Below are 20416 nucleotides of genomic sequence, written 5' to 3'. Positions count from 1 at the left end.
TCGTGGCGCCCTCAATAAAGCCCGGCAGATGCGCGCTCGAGGACGACGACTTGAACACCGCCTGCGCCGTGTGTGTGTCGATCAGGTCGAGATCCTGGATCGCCAGCGTGCCGTCGATCGACAGCGTGAGGCCCGCATCCTCGGTGACCTTGCCGGTCGCCGCCGCTGCGCTGCTCGTGATGGTCGGCGCATCGTTGGTCCCGGTAATGGTGACCGTGACGTCCTGGGTGACCGCCCCGCCGTGATGGTCGTCGACGGTAACGGTGTAGACCTGCGTGATGGTCTGACCTTCGGCCAGCGACTGGAGCACCGGATCGTTGTCGTTGAGCGTAAAGGTCCAGCCCACAGACCCCCGCGTGCTGACACCGGGACTCTCGCTCACCGCCGTCAGCGCGAAAGTGCCGATCTGCGAGGTGCCGTCGCCGAAGCCGGGCAGATGCGCGCTCGACGTCGTCGACTTCAGGGCGAAGCTCGCGGTGTGCGTGTCCGTGAGGTCGGGATCGTTGAAGGCAATTGTGCCGCCGGCCAGCAGGGTCGCCGCCGTATCCTCCTGCACCGCGCCGGTCGGGGTGGTGGAGTCTTCGACGATCGTCGGCAGGTCGTTGGTGCCCTCGACATTGACGTCCGCGCCGTTGATTGACACGGTGATCGGCGTGCTGACCACACCGCCGTGCCCGTCATCGACCTGCACCACATAGTTGAGGGTCAGCGTCTCGCCTTCGGCGAGGAAATCGAAGAGATGGTCGGGAACGCTGTAGGTCCAGGTGGCCGAACCGTTGTTGCCGTTACCTGCGCCCTGCACCACGGTGAGCGGCACCTCGACGGCGGCGATCGCGGCGCGCTGCTCCGGCGTCAGCGTTACGGTGATATCGTTGCCTTCGGCATCGAGATATTTGAACGGCTGGGTGGACGAGAGCGCCGCGCTCACGATCGGCCGGTCCGTCAGATCGACGTCGGTGAAAATGACGGTGCCCGTGATGGTGTCGAGAGCCTCGTTGCCGGTCCCGACCTTCTCGATCACGGTGCCGCCCGACGTCGCGACGGTGGGCTTGTCGTTCGTTCCCGTGATCGTGATGGTGATCGGGATGAACTTGCTCTCGGGGTTCACCAAAAAATTGGTGTCGACGCGGACCATGTAGGTCAGCGTCAGCGTTTCGCCGGCCGCGAGGAAGTCGAAGACGTTGTCGGGGATCGTGTAGGTCCAGACCGCCGAGCCGTTGTTGTTGTTGGCGCCGTCGGCGACGACCTGGATATTGATCTGCGTCGCCGCGATGTCCTGCTTCTGGAGCGCGGAGAGCGAGTCGGTGACGTCCTGCTGGCCGGCGCTCATGTAGACATAGTTCGGCGCGTCGGCGAGGCTCACCGACACCGTCGGGCGGTCGCCGGGGTTTTGGTCGACGAAGGTGATCCGGCCGGAGACCGTGTCGGCATGCGTCGTATCGCCCGTGACGTCCGCGCGCTCGGTCAGCGCGAACGCCGCCTTCACGTTGCCGCCGAGATCGAGGCTTTGCACCAGCGGCTGGCCGGGAATATGGATGGCAGTCGACGTGGAATGGCTCTGCTCCCCCGATCCCTGCGGATTGAGGTTGGTGAAAACCGCGACCGCGATGTAGCCGGCCGGCGTCTTGATCACGAGACCCTCGCTGGTCTGCGTGATCGTGTCGGTGAAGTTCGTGGTCAGCTTGGTGTTGGTGTTGTTGTCGGTGAACTTCAGCGTGAACACGTCCGTGATCAGCTTCTGCACGTCCGGCGACATCAGCGCGTTGGTGATCGAGACGTTGCCGCCGCTGATCTGGATCATCTGGCCGGCCTGGTTGACCGTCGCGATCGGCAGCAGCGTGACCTTATCGAACAGGATGTAGGAGCCCGTCGTGCCGTTCGGCTCGACCAGCACCTGGAAGCTCGCCTGCGGCTGCGGATCGCCGCCGCCGGGGGGAACGACGAAGTTGATCTGGGTCAGCACCGCCGTGCCACGGATTCCCATGGTGGCGACCGGCGTGTCGACCTTCATGTCGCCGTGCTTGGCGGTCTCGCCGGCGACGAAAGTGATGGTGCCAGCGACGAGGCTCAGCAGCGAGGAATTGCTCGACCCGTTGGGGTCGTAGACCATCTCGTTCAGCACCATCCGCGCATTGGAGGACAGGCCGAACACGGTGCCGTCGATGAAGGTGATGCCGAGCGTCGAGTCCGCGCCGGTCGAGACTACGTCGCCCTTCTCGACGTTGTCGCCGTTGTTCAGGATGACCGAGACGCCGTTACGGATGGCGGTCGCGCTGCCGGACAGCTTGGTGACGTGACCAATGACCTGCGCGGCAGCGGTACCGGGCGCCGCCTGCGCATATTGCACGTGACCGGTGAGCGCGTTGACGATGTCGCCGGTGAGGTGGGCGCCATCGGGCGAGGCGATCGCCGCGCGCTTGTCGCCCCTGAAATAATCGTGAACGACGAACTCACGACCTTCGTGCGTGAGCACGAGATCGAGGCCCGCGCGCTTGAACTCTCCATGGAAGATCAGGTTGGGGTCGGGAACAATGCACGCACCGTCAGGCACGTGACCATGCGCCTTCGCAACGAAGGACTCGGCCCGAAGGGAACCGACATGGAGATCGGCGAGCGGGCGGGAACCCTGGCCATCCAAGGATATCGCGGCGTCAAATTTGCCAGCGTAATTCAACCGGGGCACCGTAAAGGGTTAATATTCAAATAAGTATCGGCCGCGTAAGCTTGCTTAGCATTAGCAAGTCCTTAGCGAAACCATCTATTGCTTGTGTGATTTCGCGTGACGGCGCCGATCGGGACCTTGCGGAGCCATGCTCTGATAGTAGAGCCAGGGTATTTTCGGAAATGCCTGTAAGTATAAGTTCGTTTATCCGAACTCATGTTCGCCCATCCCTTGTATTTGAATGTAAAAGCACGAGGATGAATACTTAAGTCATCTCTCGCTCGTACTGCCCTGCAACATACTGCGGCAAATACGGAGCCAAATCTGTGATCCAACTAACAGAACTCGGGAAATTGCGGTTCCGTTAGCCATAGGATGCAGAATCAGTGATCTCACAACCAGGACCTGTAATCCGTTCGATTTCCCGGTCCACCTATCCCCCGATTCGTAAAATTTTATAGAACTTCGGCAGACCCATTTCAGCCTGTTCCCCGGTTTTGGAACCTCGGCCGGGCGCGTTAAGCAGAACAAAACGGCCCGTCTCGCACTATCTCCGCGAAAGCAACAAAGCCCGGCACGTTCAGGTCGAGGGGGACCTGGCGAAGCCGGAAGGGGATGTCAGATGGAGACCGCTGCTCGCTCGCGCGCCTGGCGCGCAATCCTTGTCCTGTGCGGACTGGTCCTGCTTGGATCGGCCGCCGAGCTTCGCGCCGGCACACTGCTGTCGCCCGGAGCGGGGGTTCTGGTGCGCAAATCCGCCGAGCCGTTCGGCGTGTTCGCCTTTGCCATCTCGTCCGGCGGCCTGCAGCAGAAATGGTCTGCACTGAAGTCCAGGCTCGACGACGACATGGTGCAGCTCGCGCTGTGCGATGGCGACCGTGACCATTGCGCATCGCCCGCGGCGTTGAAACTGCTTGCCATTGTCGACCAGGCCCGCACCCGCGACGGCCGCGCGCGACTGGGCGAGACCAACCGCGCCATCAACCTCGCCATCAGGTCGGCCAACGACGGCACTGACGACATCTGGAGCTCGCCGCTTGCGACCTTCCAGCGCGGCACCGGCGATTGCGAAGACTATGCCATTGCCAAGCTGGCCGCGCTGCGGCTTGCGGGCGTCGCCGCTGACGACCTCCGCATCGTCGTGGTGCGCGATACCCGCGCCGGCGAAGCGCACGCGGTGGCCGCAGCAAGGTTCGACGGCCACTGGCTGATGCTCGACAACCGCCGCATGGCGATGGTCGAGGACGACGATGCGAGAGGCTACCAGCCGCTGTTCGTGCTCTATCAGTCCGCAGTGATGAAGTATGTCGACGAGCCGGTGCGGTTCAGTCCGAACATGTCGCTGGCGGCCGCCAGCGTCGAGGCGAACTGAGCTGCCTCTCGTAACCCGGATGGAGCGCAGCGAAATCCGGGGCCGCCGTCGCCCGTCACAAGACTCCCGGATTGCGCTTCGCTCCGTCCGGGCTACGGGCTCCACGTAGACTTCCTGTCACAAACCCATTTCGTCGTGCTATCCGAGACGCTAGCATGGCCTCGGCCATGCGGGGGCGAAGGATGCGGTTCATCGTGCTGACTATGCTTGCGCTGCTGGCGTTGCCGGCGGCGCCAGGCTTGGCGCAATCCGGCACGTCCGACCGCTCCATCGCCGACAAGCTGCCGCTGTTTGCCAGGAACAACTGTCAGCAGATTCGCGACCCCGGCAATCAATTGTTCTGCGGCGATGCCGAGCTTGCCGCCGCCGCCGAGAAGCTGGGCACGGCGATCGAGGCGCGGCTCGCTCGCCTGCCCGATCGCCTGCCGGCGATCGAGGAAAACGCGATCTGGATCCGCCAGCGCAACCTCGGTTGCGGCATCGTCGGCCAGACCGCGATCCGCGCCGACGAGGTCGATCGGGTGAAGGCGTGCCTGCTCAAGCTGACGGAGGAGCGCACCGCGATCGTGCGCGATCCGGATTTCGACTGTCTCGCCGCCAACACCGCAGCGGGCGCGCTGATCTGCGCGGATCCGGCACTGGCGCTCGCCGAAACGGAGCTCAATGGCCTGGCGCTCGGACTGATCGGCAGGCTGGACCCGACCGCGGCACGCTTTGCCTTCGCCGAGTATGGAAGGTGGACGCGAGAGCGCGATCGCAAATGCAATCTGGTCGGCAAGGAAAACGTGCCGTTGCGGGAACTCGAGACGGCGGAGAGCTGCCTCGCCGACCACCTGAAACAGAAGACCGACGAGGTCCGCGCCGCGAAGGGCGATCCCCGCAAGGTGTTCGGGCGGCAGATCGCGGCCCGCTCGCCCGACACCGACGCGGTGGATTTCTGCGCCGCGCGGATTCATGCCGCCAATTTCTGCGGCAATTTTCTCCGCATCAACCGGGTCTACGCCATCGACAGCCAGGTGACCGAGCAGGAGGCGCAGGTCACGGGCGAAATCGAGATGGCCGTGCTGGCGCCCTTCACCATGTGCAGCAAGGTCGCCTCCACCTGCACCGGCACCTGCTGGGACGCCAGGACGGGTCGTCCGCAGCCGGGCGCCGGCAACAGGGAGCGCTCCGGCGAGGCCTTCAGCGTCACGCGCCGTCTCAGGATCCAGCGCACCTTCGCCTTCGTGAAAGCCGCCGACGGCTGGCGCTGCCGGGAAGACGAGCTGGCGCCGGTGAATGCGGGCACCGCGGGCGGGGGATCGTAGGCTGTCCCCTCCCCTCTCCCCGCAGGCGGCAGGGCAATCGCATATGGGAGCGATTTCGCCTGTGGCCATCCTTCGAGACGCCCGCAGTTGGCGGGCCCTCAGGATGAGGATTGAGTGCGCGGCTGTAGTTTCAACGAGCACCGATGCTGCTTAGCCTCATCCTGAGGAGACCGCGAAGCGGTCGTCTCGAAGGACGAGGCGCGCGCTCAGGTCGCGCAAAATACCATATGCGATTGCCCTGCCCTTCGCGGGGAGGGGTGAGGGGCCGCCTCCGCGATCACGGTGAGAGCTGGACTCGCGGAGAGTCCCCTTCACCCGGAAATTTGCTCCGCAAATCCCGGCCTCTCCCCGCACGCGGGGAGAGGCGAAGAAGCATCAAAACATCAGATTGTCCTTCACCAGAACCCAGCGACCGCCCTTGATCTGCTGCACCTGGGTGATGGTGTTGGCGAGGTGATTGGTCTTGGAGAATGTGGTCGGCGGCGAGTTGAAGATGTCGAGGAACTTGTCGCCCGATTCCAGCGCGTCCAGCATCTTCTGGCCGGTCAGATCCTTGCCGGCCTTGTTGGCGTAGAAGGCGAAGGTCATGACCGCGTTGTAGCCGATGATGGCCTGGGAGTTGGCGTCGGTGCCGAACATCTTCTTGTAGTTGACCAGCCAGTCCTTGACCTTGCCCTTCGCGGTGTCGTCATAGGGAATCTCGAAGGCCGAAGCGGAATAGAGGCCTTCGACGGCTTCCTTGCCGAGCATGGGCACCTCCATCACGTTGACGGGCGTGGCGCCGAGGAAGGTGACGTCCCAGCCGAGCTTCTTGGCTTCGGTCATCGCCCCGATGGGCTCGCGGAGAACCGCACCGAGCACGACGAGGTCGCAGCCGTCGGACTTCATCTTGGCGACCTGGGCGCTGAAGTCGGAGGCGCCGCGCTTGTAGCTCGTGACCGAGGCCGGCTGCACCTTCATGGCGGTAAGCTGCTGATTGAAGCCGTCGAGCACGTTCTTGCCGTACTCGTCATCCTGATACATGATGCAGGGCTTCTTGAAATTCTTCCAGTCCATCATGTATTTCAACGCCGCGCGCGTGCTCTCGACATAGGGCAGGAGATTACTGAACTTCAGCCGCTCCTGCGGCTTGGCCGGATCGAGCTTGTAGGTGAACTCGGCCGCGGTCAGCGGGAAGAGCTGAAGCACGCCGGCGTCGAGCAGGATGTCCTGCGCGGCGAGCACCGTTGGCGATCCCATCGGTCCCACCATCGCGAAGATCTTGTCACGCTCGATCATCTTTTGCGAGGCGAGCACGGCCTTCTTTGGATCGTAGCCGCTGTCCTCGACGACCAGCCGGATCTTGCGGCCGTTGACGCCGCCGGCGGCGTTGACCTCCTCGACCGCCATCTTCATGCCGTTGGACACCGGCACGCCCCAACCCTTGATCGGACCCGACAGATCCTGATGGGTGCCGATGACGATCTCGCTCGCCGAGATGCCTTCGTTGGTGACCTTGGTTTGCGCCGCGGCCGGCAGACAGGTGAGCACCGCCGCACTCACAGCAAGGCCGAACGTGCTGAACGACTTCGACATTGACTTCTCCTCTCTTTGGGCCCGTATTGCGCGAAGGGCGGGGCCACAGCTCCTTCGCTTTCTCGAGTTTGCAGGCTTTCTTTTCTGCACATGCCCCCTGTCGGAAAACCGGTTCCCACTTTTCCGGGGACATGTGGGTCACGCCACCGCGCGCTGGCGATACATCGCCTCGATCTCGGCAGCATAGCGCTTGTTCACGAAGCCGCGCTTCAGCTTCATGGTCGGCGTCAGCTCCTCGTCCTCCGGCGTGAGCTGGCGTTCGATCAGGAAAAATCTCTTGATGGTCTCGACGCGGGCGAAATTGGCGTTGACCCCTTCGATCTCGCGCCAGATCAGGTCCTGGATCTCCGTCGCGCGGCACAGGCTGGCATAGTTGGTGAAGGGGATGTCGTGGTCCTGGGCGAACTTCTCGACGTTCTCCTGGTCGATCATCACGAGGCAGGTCAGATACGGCCGCTTGTCGCCGATCACCACGGCATCCGAGATATAGGGCGAGAACTTGAGCTGGTTCTCGATCTCCGAGGGCGTGATGTTCTTGCCGCCGGAGGTGATGATGATGTCCTTCATCCGGTCGGTGATCCGGACGAAGCCTTCATTGTCGATGGTGCCGACGTCGCCGGTGTGCAGCCAGCCACGGGAATCGATGGTCTCTGCGGTCTTCTCCGGCTGGTTCAGGTAGCCCATGAACAGGAAGTCGCCCTTGATCAGGATCTCGCCGTCGGGCGACAGCGCAACCTCGCCCCAGGGCACGGCCGTGCCGACCGAGCCGAGCTTGATCCGCTCCGCCGGCATCATGGTGGCGACCCCGCAATTCTCGGTCTGGCCGTAGAGCTCGTGCATGTCGATGCCGAGCGCCAGATACCAGCGGATCAGCTCCGGCGCGATCGGCGCCGCGCCTGTGAAGGCGATGCGGCAGCGGTCGAGCCCGATCATGCGGCGGATGTTGCGGAACGCAATGCGATAGGCGAGACGGTTGGCGATACGCAGCGACAGCGACGGCGGCTTGCCCTCGAGCCGGCAATCGACCATGCGGTAGCCGACCTCGATGGCGCGGCGGTAGACCCATTGCTGGAGCGGCGTCGCATCCTTCAGCGCGATGGTGATCGCGGAATAGAATTTTTCCCAGATGCGCGGCACTGCGAGAAAGACGGTCGGCTGCACCTCGCGAAGATTGTCCGGCACGGTCTCCGGGCTTTCGGCAAAGTTCATCACCGAGCCGAGCGCGACCGAGATGTAATAGCCGCCGATGCGCTCGGCGACGTGGCAGAGCGGCAGGAAGATCAGCCGGTCCTCGTCCTCCCGCGCCGGAATGAAGTCGTTGGCGTGCCGCATCTGATGCGTGACACTGCGGTTGGCGTGCATCGCGCCCTTGGGCGGACCGGTCGTACCCGAGGTATAGACGAGAATCGCAAGATCGCCGGCGCTGCGGCTGTCGATCATCTCCTGCCACAGCGCCTCGCGGCCGACCATGTGGTTGCGGCCGAGCGCGCGGAACTCGTCGAGCGACATCACCATGTCGTCCGAGAAGCCGCCGAGGCCCTCCATGTCGAACACGATGATCTTCTGCAAGGTGGGACAGCGGGCGCGGCAGGCGAGGATCTTGTCGAGCTGCTCCTCGTCCTCGGCGAAGATCACCTTCGTCCGGGAATCGTTGACGAGATATTCGACCTGGGACGATGCATCGGTCGGATAGATGCCGGAGGCGACGCCGCCGGCGCACAGGATGCCCATGTCGGCATGGACCCATTCCGGCACGGCGTTGGCGATGATGGAGGCGACATCACCCGGCATGAAGCCGATCGCGCGGAGCGCGTAGGCGACCTCCTTCGAAATCTCCAGCCACTCGCGCCAGCTCGTCGGCTGCCAGATACCGAATTTCTTCTCGCGGATCGCCGGCCTGTCGCCCCGCGTTTCGGCGGCGCGCAGAAAGCTCTTCGCGATCGTATCAGCGACCGTCAGCACCGCCGGTCGGGCCATGCGCCTCTCCTTCTTGTCGCCTTTCCCTCCACCGCCTGCCTTGCCGGCGGTCTATTGTTGCGGAGGGGTCACCTATCTAACGCCACGTCTTCTTCTTTTTCCAACGCCGCTCGCCTCGCGCGCCCGCTTCCTTGGCGCCAAGGTAGAATTCCTGGATGTCCTGGGAATGCATCAAGCGGTCGCAGGTGTCGTTCATCACGACCCGGCCGATCTCCAGCACATAGCCGTAATGCGCCGTCTCCAGCGCCACCTTGGCGTTCTGCTCGACCAGCAGGATCGACATGCCCTGCTCCTCGTTGACCCGGCGGATGATGGTGAAGATCTCCTTCACCAGCAGCGGCGACAGGCCAAGCGACGGCTCGTCGAGCAGCAGAAGCGTCGGCCGGTTCATCAGGGCACGGCCGATTGCAAGCATCTGCTGCTCGCCGCCGGAGAGCTGGCCGGCCGGCTGGTTGATGCGCTCCTTCAGCCGCGGGAAATAGCCGTAGACGCGTTCCAGATCCTCTGCGACGCCGTCGCGGTCCCTGCGCGGATAGGCACCCATCATCAGGTTCTCGCGCACCGACAGGAACGGAAACACCTCGCGCCCTTCCGGTACGTGACTTAGGCCAAGCCGCACGATCCTGTCAGCCTCCATGCGCTGGATCGGCTTGCCCATGAACTCGATCGAACCTTTTTGCGGATCGAGGATGCCGGAGATCGTCTTCAAGACCGTGGTCTTGCCGGCGCCGTTGGCGCCCAGCAGGGTCACGATGCGGCCGCGCGGCACCTCCAGCGAGATGCCGCGGATGGCCATGATCGGCCCGTAATAGCTCTCGATGTTGGAGAGCTTCAGGATGATGTCGGGCGTCGCGGCTGCGTCCATTCTCAGGCTCCAAGATAGGCGGCGACGACGTCGGGATGCTGCTGCACCTCGGCCGGCGACCCCATCGCCAGCACCCGGCCGTAGTTCAGCGCGATCACGCGATCGGAGACGCGGTTGACCAGCGACATGTCGTGCTCGACCATCAGGACTGTGATGCCGAGCTCGTTCTTCAGGTCGCGGATCCAGAACGACATGTCGTCGGTCTCCTCGACATTGAGGCCGGAGGACGGCTCGTCGAGCAGGATCAGCTTCGGCTCCGAACAGAGCGCGCGGGCGAGCTCGATCACCTTGCGAACGCCGTAGGGCAGGCCCGAGATCAGCTTGTCGCGATAGGGCTCGAGGTCGAGGAGTTCGATGACCTGCTCGACCCGGCGGCGGTGCACCTTCTCGTTGGCGCGCACGCTCGGCAGGAACAGCAGCTCCTGCCACAGCCGCGTGGTCGAATGGCGGTGGCGGCCCACCAGGAGGTTGGACAGCACGGTCGCGTTCTCGAACAGCTCGATGTTCTGGAAGGTACGGGCGATGCCGAGCTTGGCGATGTCGTAGGGCGGCTCATCGGTAATGTCCTGGTCCTCGAAGAAGATGCGGCCCGAGGTCGGCCGGTAGATCCGCGAGATCAGGTTGAAGATCGAGCTCTTGCCGGCGCCGTTGGGGCCGATGATCGAGAGGATCTCGCCCTTCTCGACCGCGAAGGACACCGCATCGACGGCCTTGAGGCCTCCGAAGTGCAGCGACAGGTTCTCGGCGCGGAAATAGCTCACCGGTTGCGCTCCGACTTCACGTAGATCTTCTGCCGCTTGAAGGTGGCGCGCTTGTAGAGTGGAAACAGCTGGAAGAAGAGCTTGATCTTCAGCCAGCGGCCGTAGAGCCCGAGCGGCTCGAACAGCACGAACAGCACGATGATGATGCCGTAGATCGCGCCTTTGAGGCCGTTGAGCGAGGCGAAAGCCGCCACTTTCGACTGGATATTGCCGGCGGTCGCCGGGCCCGCCCCGAATGTCGCGGCGATGCCGGCGATGATGCCGGGCATGTCGTCCTTCAGATACGTCAGGAACGGATCGATCATCACGATGAAGATCGCGCCGAGCACCGCACCGTGCAGGCTGAAGGTGCCGCCGATCAGGATCACGATGATGAACTCGATCGAGAGCTGGAGCGTGAACATCTCCGGCGAGATGAAGGAGAGCTTGTGCGCAAACAGCACTCCGGCGAAGCCGGTGATCGCCGCCGAGATCGCAAAGGACTTGACCTTGTAAAGCGCGACGTTGATGCCCATGCTCCGCGCTGCCGTCTCAGAGTCGCGGATCGCGACGAAGGCGCGCCCGGTCGGCGAGCGCAAAAGATTGAGCGTGCCGACGATGGTCAGCACCAGCACGGCAAGACAGAGGAAATAGAAGGTCGGACTGTCGCGCGGCACCGTGACGCCGAGCAGCGACAGCGTCTTGATCCGCATTCCCTCGTTGCCGTTGGTGACGCTCTCCCAGCGCGCCAGGATCTCCTCGACGATCAAGGCCATGGAGATGGTGGCGATGACGAGATAGATGCCGGTCAGGCGCAGCGCGGGAAAGCCAACCAGCGCGCCGACGATGCCGGTCAAAGCTCCGGCGGCGAGGAAGTACACCGGGAACGGCACGTTGTACTTCTGCAAATAGGCCGCGGTGTAGGCGCCGATCGCGAGGAAAGCGGCGTGGCCGAGCGAGGCCTGCCCGGTGAAGCCGGTCAGGATCAAGAGCGCCACGCCGACCGTCGCATAGATGCAGACGAAGACGAGCTGGCTCATCAGATAGCTGGAGAGCACATAGGGCGCGATCAGCAGCAGTGCGAGCAGGACGCCGTAGGTGACGACGTAGCCCGAATGCGGAAACAGTCTGATGTCGTCTTCGTAGTCGGTCTTGAACAGGAAGCGCATGAAGTTCAGACCTTCTTGCGGACGTGTAGGCCGAACAGGCCTTCAGGCTTCAAGAGCAGCACGGCGAGCAGCACGAGATAGGGTGCGACGTCCTTCCAGCCTTCCGCCAGATAGAAGCCGGCCATGCTCTCGATCACGCCGATCAGGACGCCGCCGACGACAGCACCGGGAATCGAACCGAAGCCGCCGAGCACGGCGGCCGGAAACGCCTTGAGGCCGAGCACGAGGCCGACATTGGAATGGATGAAGGTGATCGGCGCCAGCAGCACGCCGGCGCAGGTCGCCACCGCCGCGCTGATCGCCCAGACGATCGACACCACGCGCTTGACCGGAATCCCCATGTAATAGGCCGCCAGCATGTTCTCGGAACTGGCGCGCATCGCGGTGCCGAGCGTGGTCTTGTTGAAGAACAGCCAGAGCAGCGTGCACAGGATCACCGTCGCCGCGATCACCGAGAGCTTGTCGTAGGCCAGCACCAGCGAGCCCATGCGCAGCACGCCCTGGCTGAACGGCGTCTCGATCTTCAGATCGTCGGTGCCCCAGATCATGCCGGCGACCGAGCGCAGGAAGTAGCCGAGCCCGATGGTCGCCATGATGATGGAGAATTGCGGGTAGCCGAGGATCGGCCGCACCACGACCCGCTCCGCCAACATGCCGAACGCCGCCATGGCGGCCACCGCACCGGCAAAGCCGATCCAGTAGTTCAGTCCCATCATGCCGATGAAGGTGAAGGCGAAGAAGCCGCCCAGCATCATCAGATCGCCCTGGGCGAAATTGACGACCTCGGTGGCCTTGTAGACGAGCACGAAGCCGAGCGCGATCAGGCCGTAAACGCAGCCGAGCGCAACACCGCTGACCAGCTGCTGAACGAAATCCAGCATCGCCGCGCATCCTCCCGATGCAACCGGCGGCTCTTCCTGACCGCCTTGTCGCATCTTGTGTCCAGTCGCTACGCAGTCGTTGCGCTGCGTTGGCGCCATTTGTCCCGGCGTCAATTCAGCCTGAACCGCCAAGCGCTGTCAACAAACGGTGACTTGCCTTTAGTCGAAACCGGATGGCGGAATTTGTGGGCCGTAGATTCACGGTGCCGAAACATCTTCGGGTCATGGTCGCGGCGATGCAAAACCGGATGGTGGGACCGTCATGAAGCCGGACAACTCGGCGCTGGAAGTCCGAGGGTTAACGAAGCGTTTTGACCGCCTGGCGGTCGATAGCCTCGATCTCACCATTCACGGCGGCGAATTCTACGCGCTGGTCGGCCCCAACGGCGCCGGCAAGACCACCACCTTGCGCATGGTGGCGGGTCTGCTGCGGCCCGATGCCGGCGCGGTCTCGATCTTCGGCATCGATGCGCTCCAAAATCCGGTCGCCGCCAAACAGGTGATGGCCTGGGTGTCCGACGAGCCGATGATTTATGACAAGCTGACGCCGCTCGAATATCTCGAGTTCGTCGCCGGACTCTGGGGCATTGCGCCAGCCACCTCGGAACCGGTCGCGCAGGAGCTTCTGAGCTCACTCGGGCTCGAGCCGCACCGGCATGAGCGGTGCGAGGGCTTTTCCAAGGGCATGCGGCAGAAGGTGGCGCTGGCCGGCGCGCTGGTCCACGATCCCCGCCTCATCATCCTCGACGAACCGCTGACGGGGCTGGACGCCGTCTCCGCCCGCCACGTCAAGGGACTGCTCAGCGAGCGCGTCCGCGCCGGATGCACCGTCATCATGACCACGCACATTCTCGAGGTCGCCGAGCGCATGGCTGACCGCATCGGCGTGATCGCCTCCGGCCGCCTCGTCGCCGAAGGCACCCTCAGCGAGCTGCGCCAGCAGAACGGCCATGCCGACACCAGCCTGGAGGATCTGTTCATCACTCTGGTGACGCTCCAGGCCGCTGCATGAGCTCGGCGACCGCCCTCTCCTGGTTCGCCCGCCACGAGCTCCGGCTCGCCTGGCGCGAATGGTTCGCCATGATGACCGGCGGGCGACGCAAGCGGGCGCGCGCCGCCATGATCGGCCTGCTGGTCTTCGCCGCACTCCTGCACGTACCGGCCTGGGCGGTGATCGGCCGCTTCGCCGATCTGCAACTGCCGCTCGACAAATCCTCGCTGATCGTGATCTCGGCGACGATCTTTCTGGCCTGGACCTTGATGCTGTCGCAGGCGATCGAATCGGTGACACGGGTGTTTTACGCCCGCGCCGATCTCGACCTCATCATGTCCTCGCCGGCGACGCTGGCCAATCTTTTCTCGGTCCGCATCGCCGCGATCGCGCTGACCGTCACGGTGATCGCGCTGTTGTTCTCGACGCCCTTCATCGACGTGCTGGTGATCGGCGGCGGCGCGCGATGGCTCGCCGCATTCGGTGTCGTCGTCGCGATGGGCCTGTCGGCCGCGGCGATCGCGATTGCCGTCACCATCCTGCTGTTCCGCCTGATCGGCCCGGCGCGGACGCGCCTCATCGCCCAGATCCTCGCCGCGATCATCGGCGCAGGCTTCGTGATCGCACTCCAGATCGCCGCGATCATATCCTATGGCACCTTGTCGCGCTTCACGATCCTGACGTCCGGTGCCGCGGCCGACTACGCGCCCGACGTCGACAGCATCTGGTGGTGGCCGGCGCGCGCGACGATGGGCGACATCGAAGCGCTGTTGCTGCTGCTGGCGCTCGGGCTCGTGCTGCTCGGAAGCGTGATGGCGATCTTCTCGCACCGCTTTGCCGACACCGCGATCGACGCCGCGGCCTACGGCGCCTCGGGCCGCAGAAGCGCGAAAGAGCGCCCGTTCCGCGGCGGATCGCGACAGCAGGCGCTGCGGCGCAAGGAATTCATGCTGCTCTGGCGCGATCCCTGGCTGATCTCGCAGACCCTGATGCAGCTGCTCTACCTGGTGCCGCCGGCGCTGCTGCTCTGGCGCAGCTTTGCCGACAGCTCCGCGGCGCTGACGCTGATCACGCCCGTCATCGTCATGGCGGCGGGACAGCTCGCCGGCGGGCTCGCCTGGCTGACCATCTCGGGCGAGGACGCCCCGGATCTGGTCGCGACCGCGCCGCTGAGCCCGTCCAGCGTCATCCGCGCCAAGATCGAGGTGGTGTTGATCGCCATCGCCGTCATCTTCTGCCCGCTGGTTGCGGCAGTCGCCTTTGCCGCGCCATTCCAGGCCGCAATCAGCGCCGGTGCAATCATCATCAGCGCGGCGTCCGCCACCGGGATCCAGCTCTGGTTCCGGGTGCAGGCCCGGCGCAGCCAATTCCGCCGCCGCCAGACCTCGTCGCGGCTGGCGACCTTTGCCGAAGCCTTCTCGTCGATCGGCTGGGCCGCCACCGCCGCGCTGCTGCTCACCCTGCCGATCGCCGGCCTCGTCAGCGGCCTGATCACCGCCGGCCTCGTCGCCATCACCTGGAAGTTCAGCCCGCGACGGGAATGAACGCCGAGCATGAGAGGTGCGACACTGACGCGCTGTTGATCGCTAGCTGTTGGCTATGCGCTGCGTTGCACGCTAGACTCTTGGCAGGCGTCATCGGGGACGGGATTCATGTGGCGACAGGTTTCGGCAGCTCTGGCGCTGTTCGGCGCATTTCTCTCATCTGCGCTCGCCCAGCAGCAGCCACAGCGCAGCGAATGCCTGGCGATGGCCAATGCGGCGCCACGCGCGACGCCGGTCGCCTTCCGGCAGGCCGCGGGCCCGGCTGAGGTCGAGATCACCTACGCCGGCCACTCCACCTATTTCATCGACACGCCAGGCGGCTTGCGTATCGCGACCGACTACAGCGGCGCCTATCAGGTGGGACGGCTGCCCGACGTCGTCACCATGAACCGGGCGCACAGCACGCACTACTCCTTATTCCCGGACAAACGAATTCCCCATGTGCTGCATGGCTGGGGCGACGACGGCAAGCCGGCCATCGTGTCGGATCGCATCGGCGACACCTTCATCCGCAATGTCACGACCGACATCCGCCGCTATTTTGGCGACGATGCCGGCACCGACATGATCCGCGACGGCAACTCAATCTTCATCTTCGAGGTCGCCGGCCTCTGCATCGGCCACCTCGGCCATCTCCACCATAAGCTCGATGACAGCCATTTCGCCCAGATCGGGCGGCTCGACATCGTGATGGTGCCGATCGACGGCACCTACACCATGTCACTGAACGGCATCTCCGAGATCACCAAGCGGCTGCGCGCCTCGGTGGTGCTGCCGATGCACCGTTTCGCCACGCCGCTCGACGATTTCATGGATCGGATCGGCCAGCAGTTCGAGATCGACCGGCGCATGGAGCGCAGCTTCCGGATGTCGCGGGATGCGCTGCCGTCGAAGCCGACCGTCATCATCCTCGACGGGGTCTGACGCGCAATTTTCTCCAAGCCCGCCGTCGTCCGTCGTGCTGAACTCCCCGCAACAGGAGATTGACATGACAGACTTCGCGCGATTGTTGCACGCGGACGGACCGAACCCCGAGCACGCCGCGGCGCTCCAGCTTTACGGCCGCTTCGTCGGCGATTGGCAGGCTGAGATCACCGCCCACCGGCCCGATGGAGCAAGACACACCGCGCCCGGCGGGATCCATTTCGGCTGGGTGCTGGAGGGGCGCGCCGTCCAGGACGTCTGGATCATTCCCCGCCCCGCCGGCGGCCCGGCCTTTCCGATCGCCGGCAACTGGTACGGCACGACGCTGCGCGTCTACGATCCCACCATCGATGCGTGGCGGATTTCCTGGTTCGATCCCGGTCGCAGCGTGTTCCGTCAGCAGATCGGCCGTCGGCGCGGCGCGGATATCGTGCAGGAAGGCACGACCGATGCCGGCGAGCTGACGCGCTGGAGTTTTACGGAAATCACCGACGATTCGTTCCACTGGCTCGGCGAGATCAAGCCCGCCGCCGCAACCGATTGGCGGCTGGTGGTCGATGTGAGGGCGAGGCGGCGCAAGGGCCGGCAATAGCTCCCGCTGTGCTCACGCCGAAGGGCGCAGTTGCACGGCGCGCGCTGCTGCGCCCGAGGACGAGGTGTTAGGCTCCCCCCACAAAAATACAAAGGGAGCGAACGTCGATGGCTGCAAATGGGTTGCCCGCCAATACGAGCGGTCTGTTCGTCGAGCCGCGTGAGGACTGGCTCGCGCTGCATCGGGAAGAGACCATCGATCCCCTACGGCCGATCGTCGACCCCCATCACCATCTCTGGAATCGCGGGCACCGCTATCTGATCGAGGAGATGGCGGCGGACGTCGCCTCCGGCCACAACATCATCGCCACCGTCTATGTCGATTGCCGTTCGATGTATCGCGCATACGGTCCCGAAGCGTTCCGGCCCGTCGGCGAAGTCGAGTTCGCCAACGGCGTCGCTGCGATGAGCGCGAGCGGTGCTTACGGCAAGGCAGCGATCTGCGCCGGCATCGTCAGCCATGTCAATCTGCTGCTGGGCGATGCGGCCAGGCCGGTGCTGGAGGCAGAGATCGCCGCCGGCAACGGCCGCTTCCGCGGCATCAGGCATTCCTCGGCCTGGGACGAAGATCCCGTCGTCGCCGGCATGTATGCCAACAGGCCGAAGGGACTGTTGCAGGATCCGGCCTTCCGCAGGGGTTTTGCTTGTCTTGCGCCGCTGAACCTCAGCTTCGACGCGTGGCTGTTTCATCCGCAGATCGGTGAGCTGGCCGAGCTCGCGCGCGCCTTTCCCGACACCCGGATCGTGCTCGACCATTGTGGCGGCCCGGCCGGCGTCGGCCGCTTTGCCGGACGGCGCGAGGAAGTGTTTCCGCAATGGCGCGCCTCGATCCAGGACATCGCAAAATGCGACAACGTGGTGGTCAAGCTCGGCGGCCTCGCGATGTGCCTGCTCGGTTACGACTTCCATCTGCGCGAGAGGCCGCCGTCGTCCGAGGAGCTTGCCGCGGCGTGGCGACCCTATGTCGAGACCTGCATCGAAGCGTTCGGACCCAAGCGCGCGATGTTTGAGAGCAACTTTCCGCCTGACAAGGGCCAATGCAGCTATCAGGCGATCTTCAACGCCTTCAAGCGCATCGCTGCACCCTTGACCGAGGCCGAGAAGACGGCGCTGTTCTCCCGGACTGCGACCGATTTCTACCGGCTCGAACTGCCGTCATGACGAGAAGAGGGGCCGGGACGTTGGTCCCGACCCCTCTTCGTCGTGGCCGCTGGGAAGCGTCCTGGAATAAAGACTAGCCGGCGCCCATCAGCGAGGCCGGACGGCGCTCGCCGGTGGAGGTGAGCATCCGCTTGAGCTTGTTGACGACGCGGATCAGGAAGCCGAGCATCACGGGGTTGGTCTTGCGGCAGAAAGCAATCTTCTTGACGTGCCCTTCGACATGCCATTTGGCATGCGCGCCGTCGCGGAAGAAGATGACATCGCCAGGACCATAACGCTTCGGCGGCATGCCGTCGCTTTCGAGCACGATAGATCCTTCCATGATCATGATCGTCTCGTCGATATCGTAGTACCAGTTGAAGCGCCCTTCCGTGCAGGCCCAGATGATTGTCTGGGCGGTGCCGTCGGCGCTGGTGGACAGGACGTGCGAGCGCGACACCGGGTTACCCTCGATGATCCAGGACGGCTCGATCGGCCGCAGCTCCAGATCCACATTGCAACTGCCGACTTCAATCATTGCGCGCGACATCTGTTTCCTCAGGGAATAAAATATGTATGGTCGGGTCTCGGCCCGGATTGTTTCGAAAGATGTCGGGAACGCTAGTCACCGGTTTTTAATTCTTTCTTACGCCCGCCCCGACAATCAGCCGCAAGTTGCAGGTGCGATGCGGTTAACGTTGCGATTTTCCTGCGAATTCGGGCACATGAACCGATCTTTTCCGGGGTGCGACAAAGTGCGCGGAAGCACCTGGAAGGAGCCACACCGATGCCCCTCACGCCCGAGGCTCTGACTGCCAGTAGCGAGGTCGTCGCCTGGCTCGGCAGCTTCGATATCTCCTTCGTGCCGGACGAGGAGCCCTGGTTCACCATTGACGGCGTCGAAAGCCCCCGGCAGATCGGCAGTGACGGCTCCGGCGGCGCGTTCGTGCTGCTGCCGTCGCAGGATGTGCTCTACGTCTCATCGGAGGGCCGCGCAGCGATCATTGCGGAGAGTTTTGAGGCGTTCGTCCAGCTCGTCGTCGCCCGTCCTTACTGGCTCGACATCCTCAAATTCTCCGCCGGCGGCGATCTAGCTGAGATGCGGCGCGCGGCGGACGCGCTGGAGGCGACACTCGAAAACGGGGACGAGGTCAACGAGGCCCGAGAGGAAATCTGCGGCGCGCTCGACCTGCCGGAGCCGGACGATCCGGTCGGCGCGCTCTACGACGCGGTGGCGGCTTCCGGCGCCATCGTGCGGGCTACCGACGGCAGCCCGTTCACGACGCTGTTCAACCGCTTCAGCATCGACAACAACCCGATGCTGCGCGACTCGGCGGCGTAGATGGAATATTGATTCTACACCTCTCCCCAACGGGAGAGGTAAGACACGTCCTCGATCGCTGACTTACTTCGCCCACTCGCCCTTGCGGAACACCGGCACCTTGCTGCCGTCGGCCAAGATGCCGTCGATGTCGGTCTCGGCCGAACCGATCATCCAGTCGATGTGGATCAGGCTCTGGTTGCCGCCTTGCGCAGCGATCTGCTGCGGCGTGAGCTGCGCGCCATTGATGAAGCACTTCGAATAGCACTGGCCGAGCGCGATGTGGGAGGCCGCGTTCTCGTCGAACAGGGTGTTGTAGAACAACAACCCGCTCTGCGAGATCGGCGAGGAATGCGGCACCAGCGCGACTTCCCCGAGACGCCGTGCGCCCTCGTCGGTGTCGAGCACCTTGTTCAGCACCTCCGCGCCGCGCGAGGCCTTTGCGTCGACGATCTTGCCGTCCTCGAAGCGCACCGCGATGTTGTCGATCAGCGTGCCCTGGTAGGACAGCGGCTTCGAGCTCACGACGTGGCCGTAGACGCGGCGGCAATGCGGCGTGGTGAAGACCTCTTCGGTCGGGATGTTGGCGTTGCAGCTGATGCCGTTCTTGGAGAGCGAGGCGCCGCCTTCCCACTCATGGCCGTCGGCAAGACCGATGGTGAGGTCGGTGCCCGGACCCGAGTATTGCAGCGCGCGGAAACGCTGGCCGTTGAGCCAGTTGGTGCGCTCGCGCAGCACCGCATTGTGGCTCGCCCAATTGCCCATCGCGTCTTCGCGGTCGACCCGGGACGCCGCGAAGATCGCATCCGCGAGCTTGCCGACGGCGACGTCCTCGGGATCGCCCGGAAACACCTGCCTCGCCCAGGACGGGCTCGGATAGGCGATGATGTTCCAGTTGGTGTCGAAATTGACGATCTTCTCGAGCGCCGGCTGATAGGCCATGGAGTTGGCCTTGCTTGCACGGGCCACCTTCGACGGGTCCTCGCCCGACAGCAGCATCGGATTGTCGCCGACGATCGCGAGCCGCGCCGTGTTGTCGGAGAATGCTTTCGCCATGCCCTCGTAGAGCCAGTTGGCGGCGCGATCGAAACTGTTGTCGTGGCCATGGTGGTAGCGCGCCAGCGTCATCTCCTCGTCCGACAGGATCGGCGTCACGATGCCGGCGCCGGCCTTGTAGGCGTGCACGGCGATCCGCCGCACCAGCGGCAGCGCGATCGCAGGCGCCGTCAGTAGAAGATCCTGTCCCGGCCGCAAGCCCAGGCCCACCTTCACCGCCACCTCGGCCAGCCGGTCGAGTTTCGCGGGATCGATGGGAGTGGAAGTATTGCAGTGATCGGTCATGCGGGGTCCTCTGCCG

At 64.2% G+C, this 20416-nt stretch carries 17 protein-coding genes; 8 read left to right on the top strand and 9 right to left on the bottom strand.

Annotation, left to right across the window (positions count from 1 at the left end; all coding sequences use genetic code 11):
* Nucleotides 1-2674, bottom strand: a 2674-nt coding sequence (locus tag GPL20_RS17095; RefSeq protein ID WP_205751175.1) for a VCBS domain-containing protein, incomplete at its 3' end; no start/stop codon positions are given.
* A 610-nt stretch (nt 2675-3284) separates the two neighbouring features.
* Here GPL20_RS17095 and GPL20_RS17090 point away from each other — a divergent pair.
* Complete coding sequence (locus GPL20_RS17090; RefSeq protein WP_157330673.1) at nt 3285-4034, top strand: transglutaminase-like cysteine peptidase; 750 nt, start codon at nt 3285-3287, stop codon at nt 4032-4034.
* Between the two features lie 182 nt (nt 4035-4216).
* Entirely contained in the window at nt 4217-5341 is a 1125-nt protein-coding gene (locus GPL20_RS17085) for a lysozyme inhibitor LprI family protein (RefSeq protein WP_157330672.1), read from the top strand.
* Nucleotides 5342-5716: 375 nt separating this feature from the next.
* Here the strand turns inward: GPL20_RS17085 and GPL20_RS17080 are convergent, their stop codons facing one another.
* The 6 genes from GPL20_RS17080 to GPL20_RS17055 form a co-directional block, all read right to left on the bottom strand.
* The gene (locus GPL20_RS17080) at nt 5717-6916 is read right to left on the bottom strand and encodes an ABC transporter substrate-binding protein (protein WP_157330671.1); all 1200 of its coding nucleotides are present in this window, start codon (nt 6914-6916) and stop codon (nt 5717-5719) included.
* A 138-nt stretch (nt 6917-7054) separates the two neighbouring features.
* Nucleotides 7055-8893 carry an AMP-dependent synthetase/ligase gene (locus tag GPL20_RS17075; RefSeq protein ID WP_157330670.1) on the bottom strand — a complete coding sequence of 613 codons (1839 nt, stop codon included), beginning with the start codon at nt 8891-8893 and terminating at the stop codon, nt 7055-7057.
* Nucleotides 8894-8969: 76 nt separating this feature from the next.
* The gene (locus GPL20_RS17070) at nt 8970-9758 is read right to left on the bottom strand and encodes an ABC transporter ATP-binding protein (RefSeq protein ID WP_157330669.1); all 789 of its coding nucleotides are present in this window, start codon (nt 9756-9758) and stop codon (nt 8970-8972) included.
* A gap of 2 nt (nt 9759-9760) precedes the next feature.
* Nucleotides 9761-10519 (bottom strand): ABC transporter ATP-binding protein, encoded by a 759-nt coding sequence (locus tag GPL20_RS17065; protein ID WP_254126035.1) that lies wholly within the window; start codon nt 10517-10519, stop codon nt 9761-9763.
* A complete protein-coding gene (locus tag GPL20_RS17060; RefSeq protein ID WP_157330668.1) occupies nt 10516-11667 on the bottom strand; it encodes a branched-chain amino acid ABC transporter permease in 1152 nt (383 codons plus the stop codon). Before GPL20_RS17060 ends, GPL20_RS17065 begins: the two co-directional genes overlap by 4 nt.
* A gap of 5 nt (nt 11668-11672) precedes the next feature.
* Nucleotides 11673-12548, bottom strand: coding sequence for a branched-chain amino acid ABC transporter permease (locus tag GPL20_RS17055; RefSeq protein WP_157330667.1), 876 nt, complete (start codon nt 12546-12548; stop codon nt 11673-11675).
* A 262-nt stretch (nt 12549-12810) separates the two neighbouring features.
* Here GPL20_RS17055 and GPL20_RS17050 point away from each other — a divergent pair, with 262 nt between their 5' ends.
* From GPL20_RS17050 to GPL20_RS17030, 5 genes are all read left to right on the top strand, one after another.
* The gene (locus tag GPL20_RS17050; protein ID WP_157330666.1) at nt 12811-13560 is read left to right on the top strand and encodes an ABC transporter ATP-binding protein; all 750 of its coding nucleotides are present in this window, start codon (nt 12811-12813) and stop codon (nt 13558-13560) included.
* Nucleotides 13557-15083 (top strand): permease, encoded by a 1527-nt coding sequence (locus GPL20_RS17045; RefSeq protein ID WP_157330665.1) that lies wholly within the window; start codon nt 13557-13559, stop codon nt 15081-15083. Before GPL20_RS17050 ends, GPL20_RS17045 begins: the two co-directional genes overlap by 4 nt.
* Nucleotides 15084-15191: 108 nt before the next feature.
* On the top strand, nt 15192-16007 hold the full coding sequence (locus tag GPL20_RS17040) for an MBL fold metallo-hydrolase (RefSeq protein ID WP_157330664.1): 816 nt from the start codon (nt 15192-15194) through the stop codon (nt 16005-16007).
* A 64-nt stretch (nt 16008-16071) separates the two neighbouring features.
* Nucleotides 16072-16599: a hypothetical protein gene (locus tag GPL20_RS17035; protein ID WP_157330663.1), complete on the top strand. Its 528-nt coding sequence runs from the start codon at nt 16072-16074 to the stop codon at nt 16597-16599.
* Between the two features lie 107 nt (nt 16600-16706).
* Nucleotides 16707-17759: an amidohydrolase family protein gene (locus GPL20_RS17030; RefSeq protein WP_157330662.1), complete on the top strand. Its 1053-nt coding sequence runs from the start codon at nt 16707-16709 to the stop codon at nt 17757-17759.
* Between the two features lie 73 nt (nt 17760-17832).
* On the opposite strand, the gene GPL20_RS17025 is transcribed toward GPL20_RS17030, so the two are convergent.
* A complete protein-coding gene (locus tag GPL20_RS17025) occupies nt 17833-18288 on the bottom strand; it encodes a cupin domain-containing protein (protein ID WP_157330661.1) in 456 nt (151 codons plus the stop codon).
* A gap of 237 nt (nt 18289-18525) precedes the next feature.
* Here GPL20_RS17025 and GPL20_RS17020 point away from each other — a divergent pair, with 237 nt between their 5' ends.
* On the top strand, nt 18526-19080 hold the full coding sequence (locus GPL20_RS17020) for a hypothetical protein (RefSeq protein WP_167533070.1): 555 nt from the start codon (nt 18526-18528) through the stop codon (nt 19078-19080).
* A gap of 63 nt (nt 19081-19143) precedes the next feature.
* Here the strand turns inward: GPL20_RS17020 and GPL20_RS17015 are convergent, their stop codons facing one another.
* Entirely contained in the window at nt 19144-20400 is a 1257-nt protein-coding gene (locus GPL20_RS17015) for an aminopeptidase (protein WP_157330660.1), read from the bottom strand.
* Nucleotides 20401-20416: the final 16 nt, after the last annotated feature.

Source organism: Bradyrhizobium cajani, assembly GCF_009759665.1.
Lineage (GTDB): Bacteria > Pseudomonadota > Alphaproteobacteria > Rhizobiales > Xanthobacteraceae > Bradyrhizobium > Bradyrhizobium cajani.
Note: the sequence above shows the minus strand (reverse complement) of the source record. Positions and strands in the feature narration are given on the sequence as shown.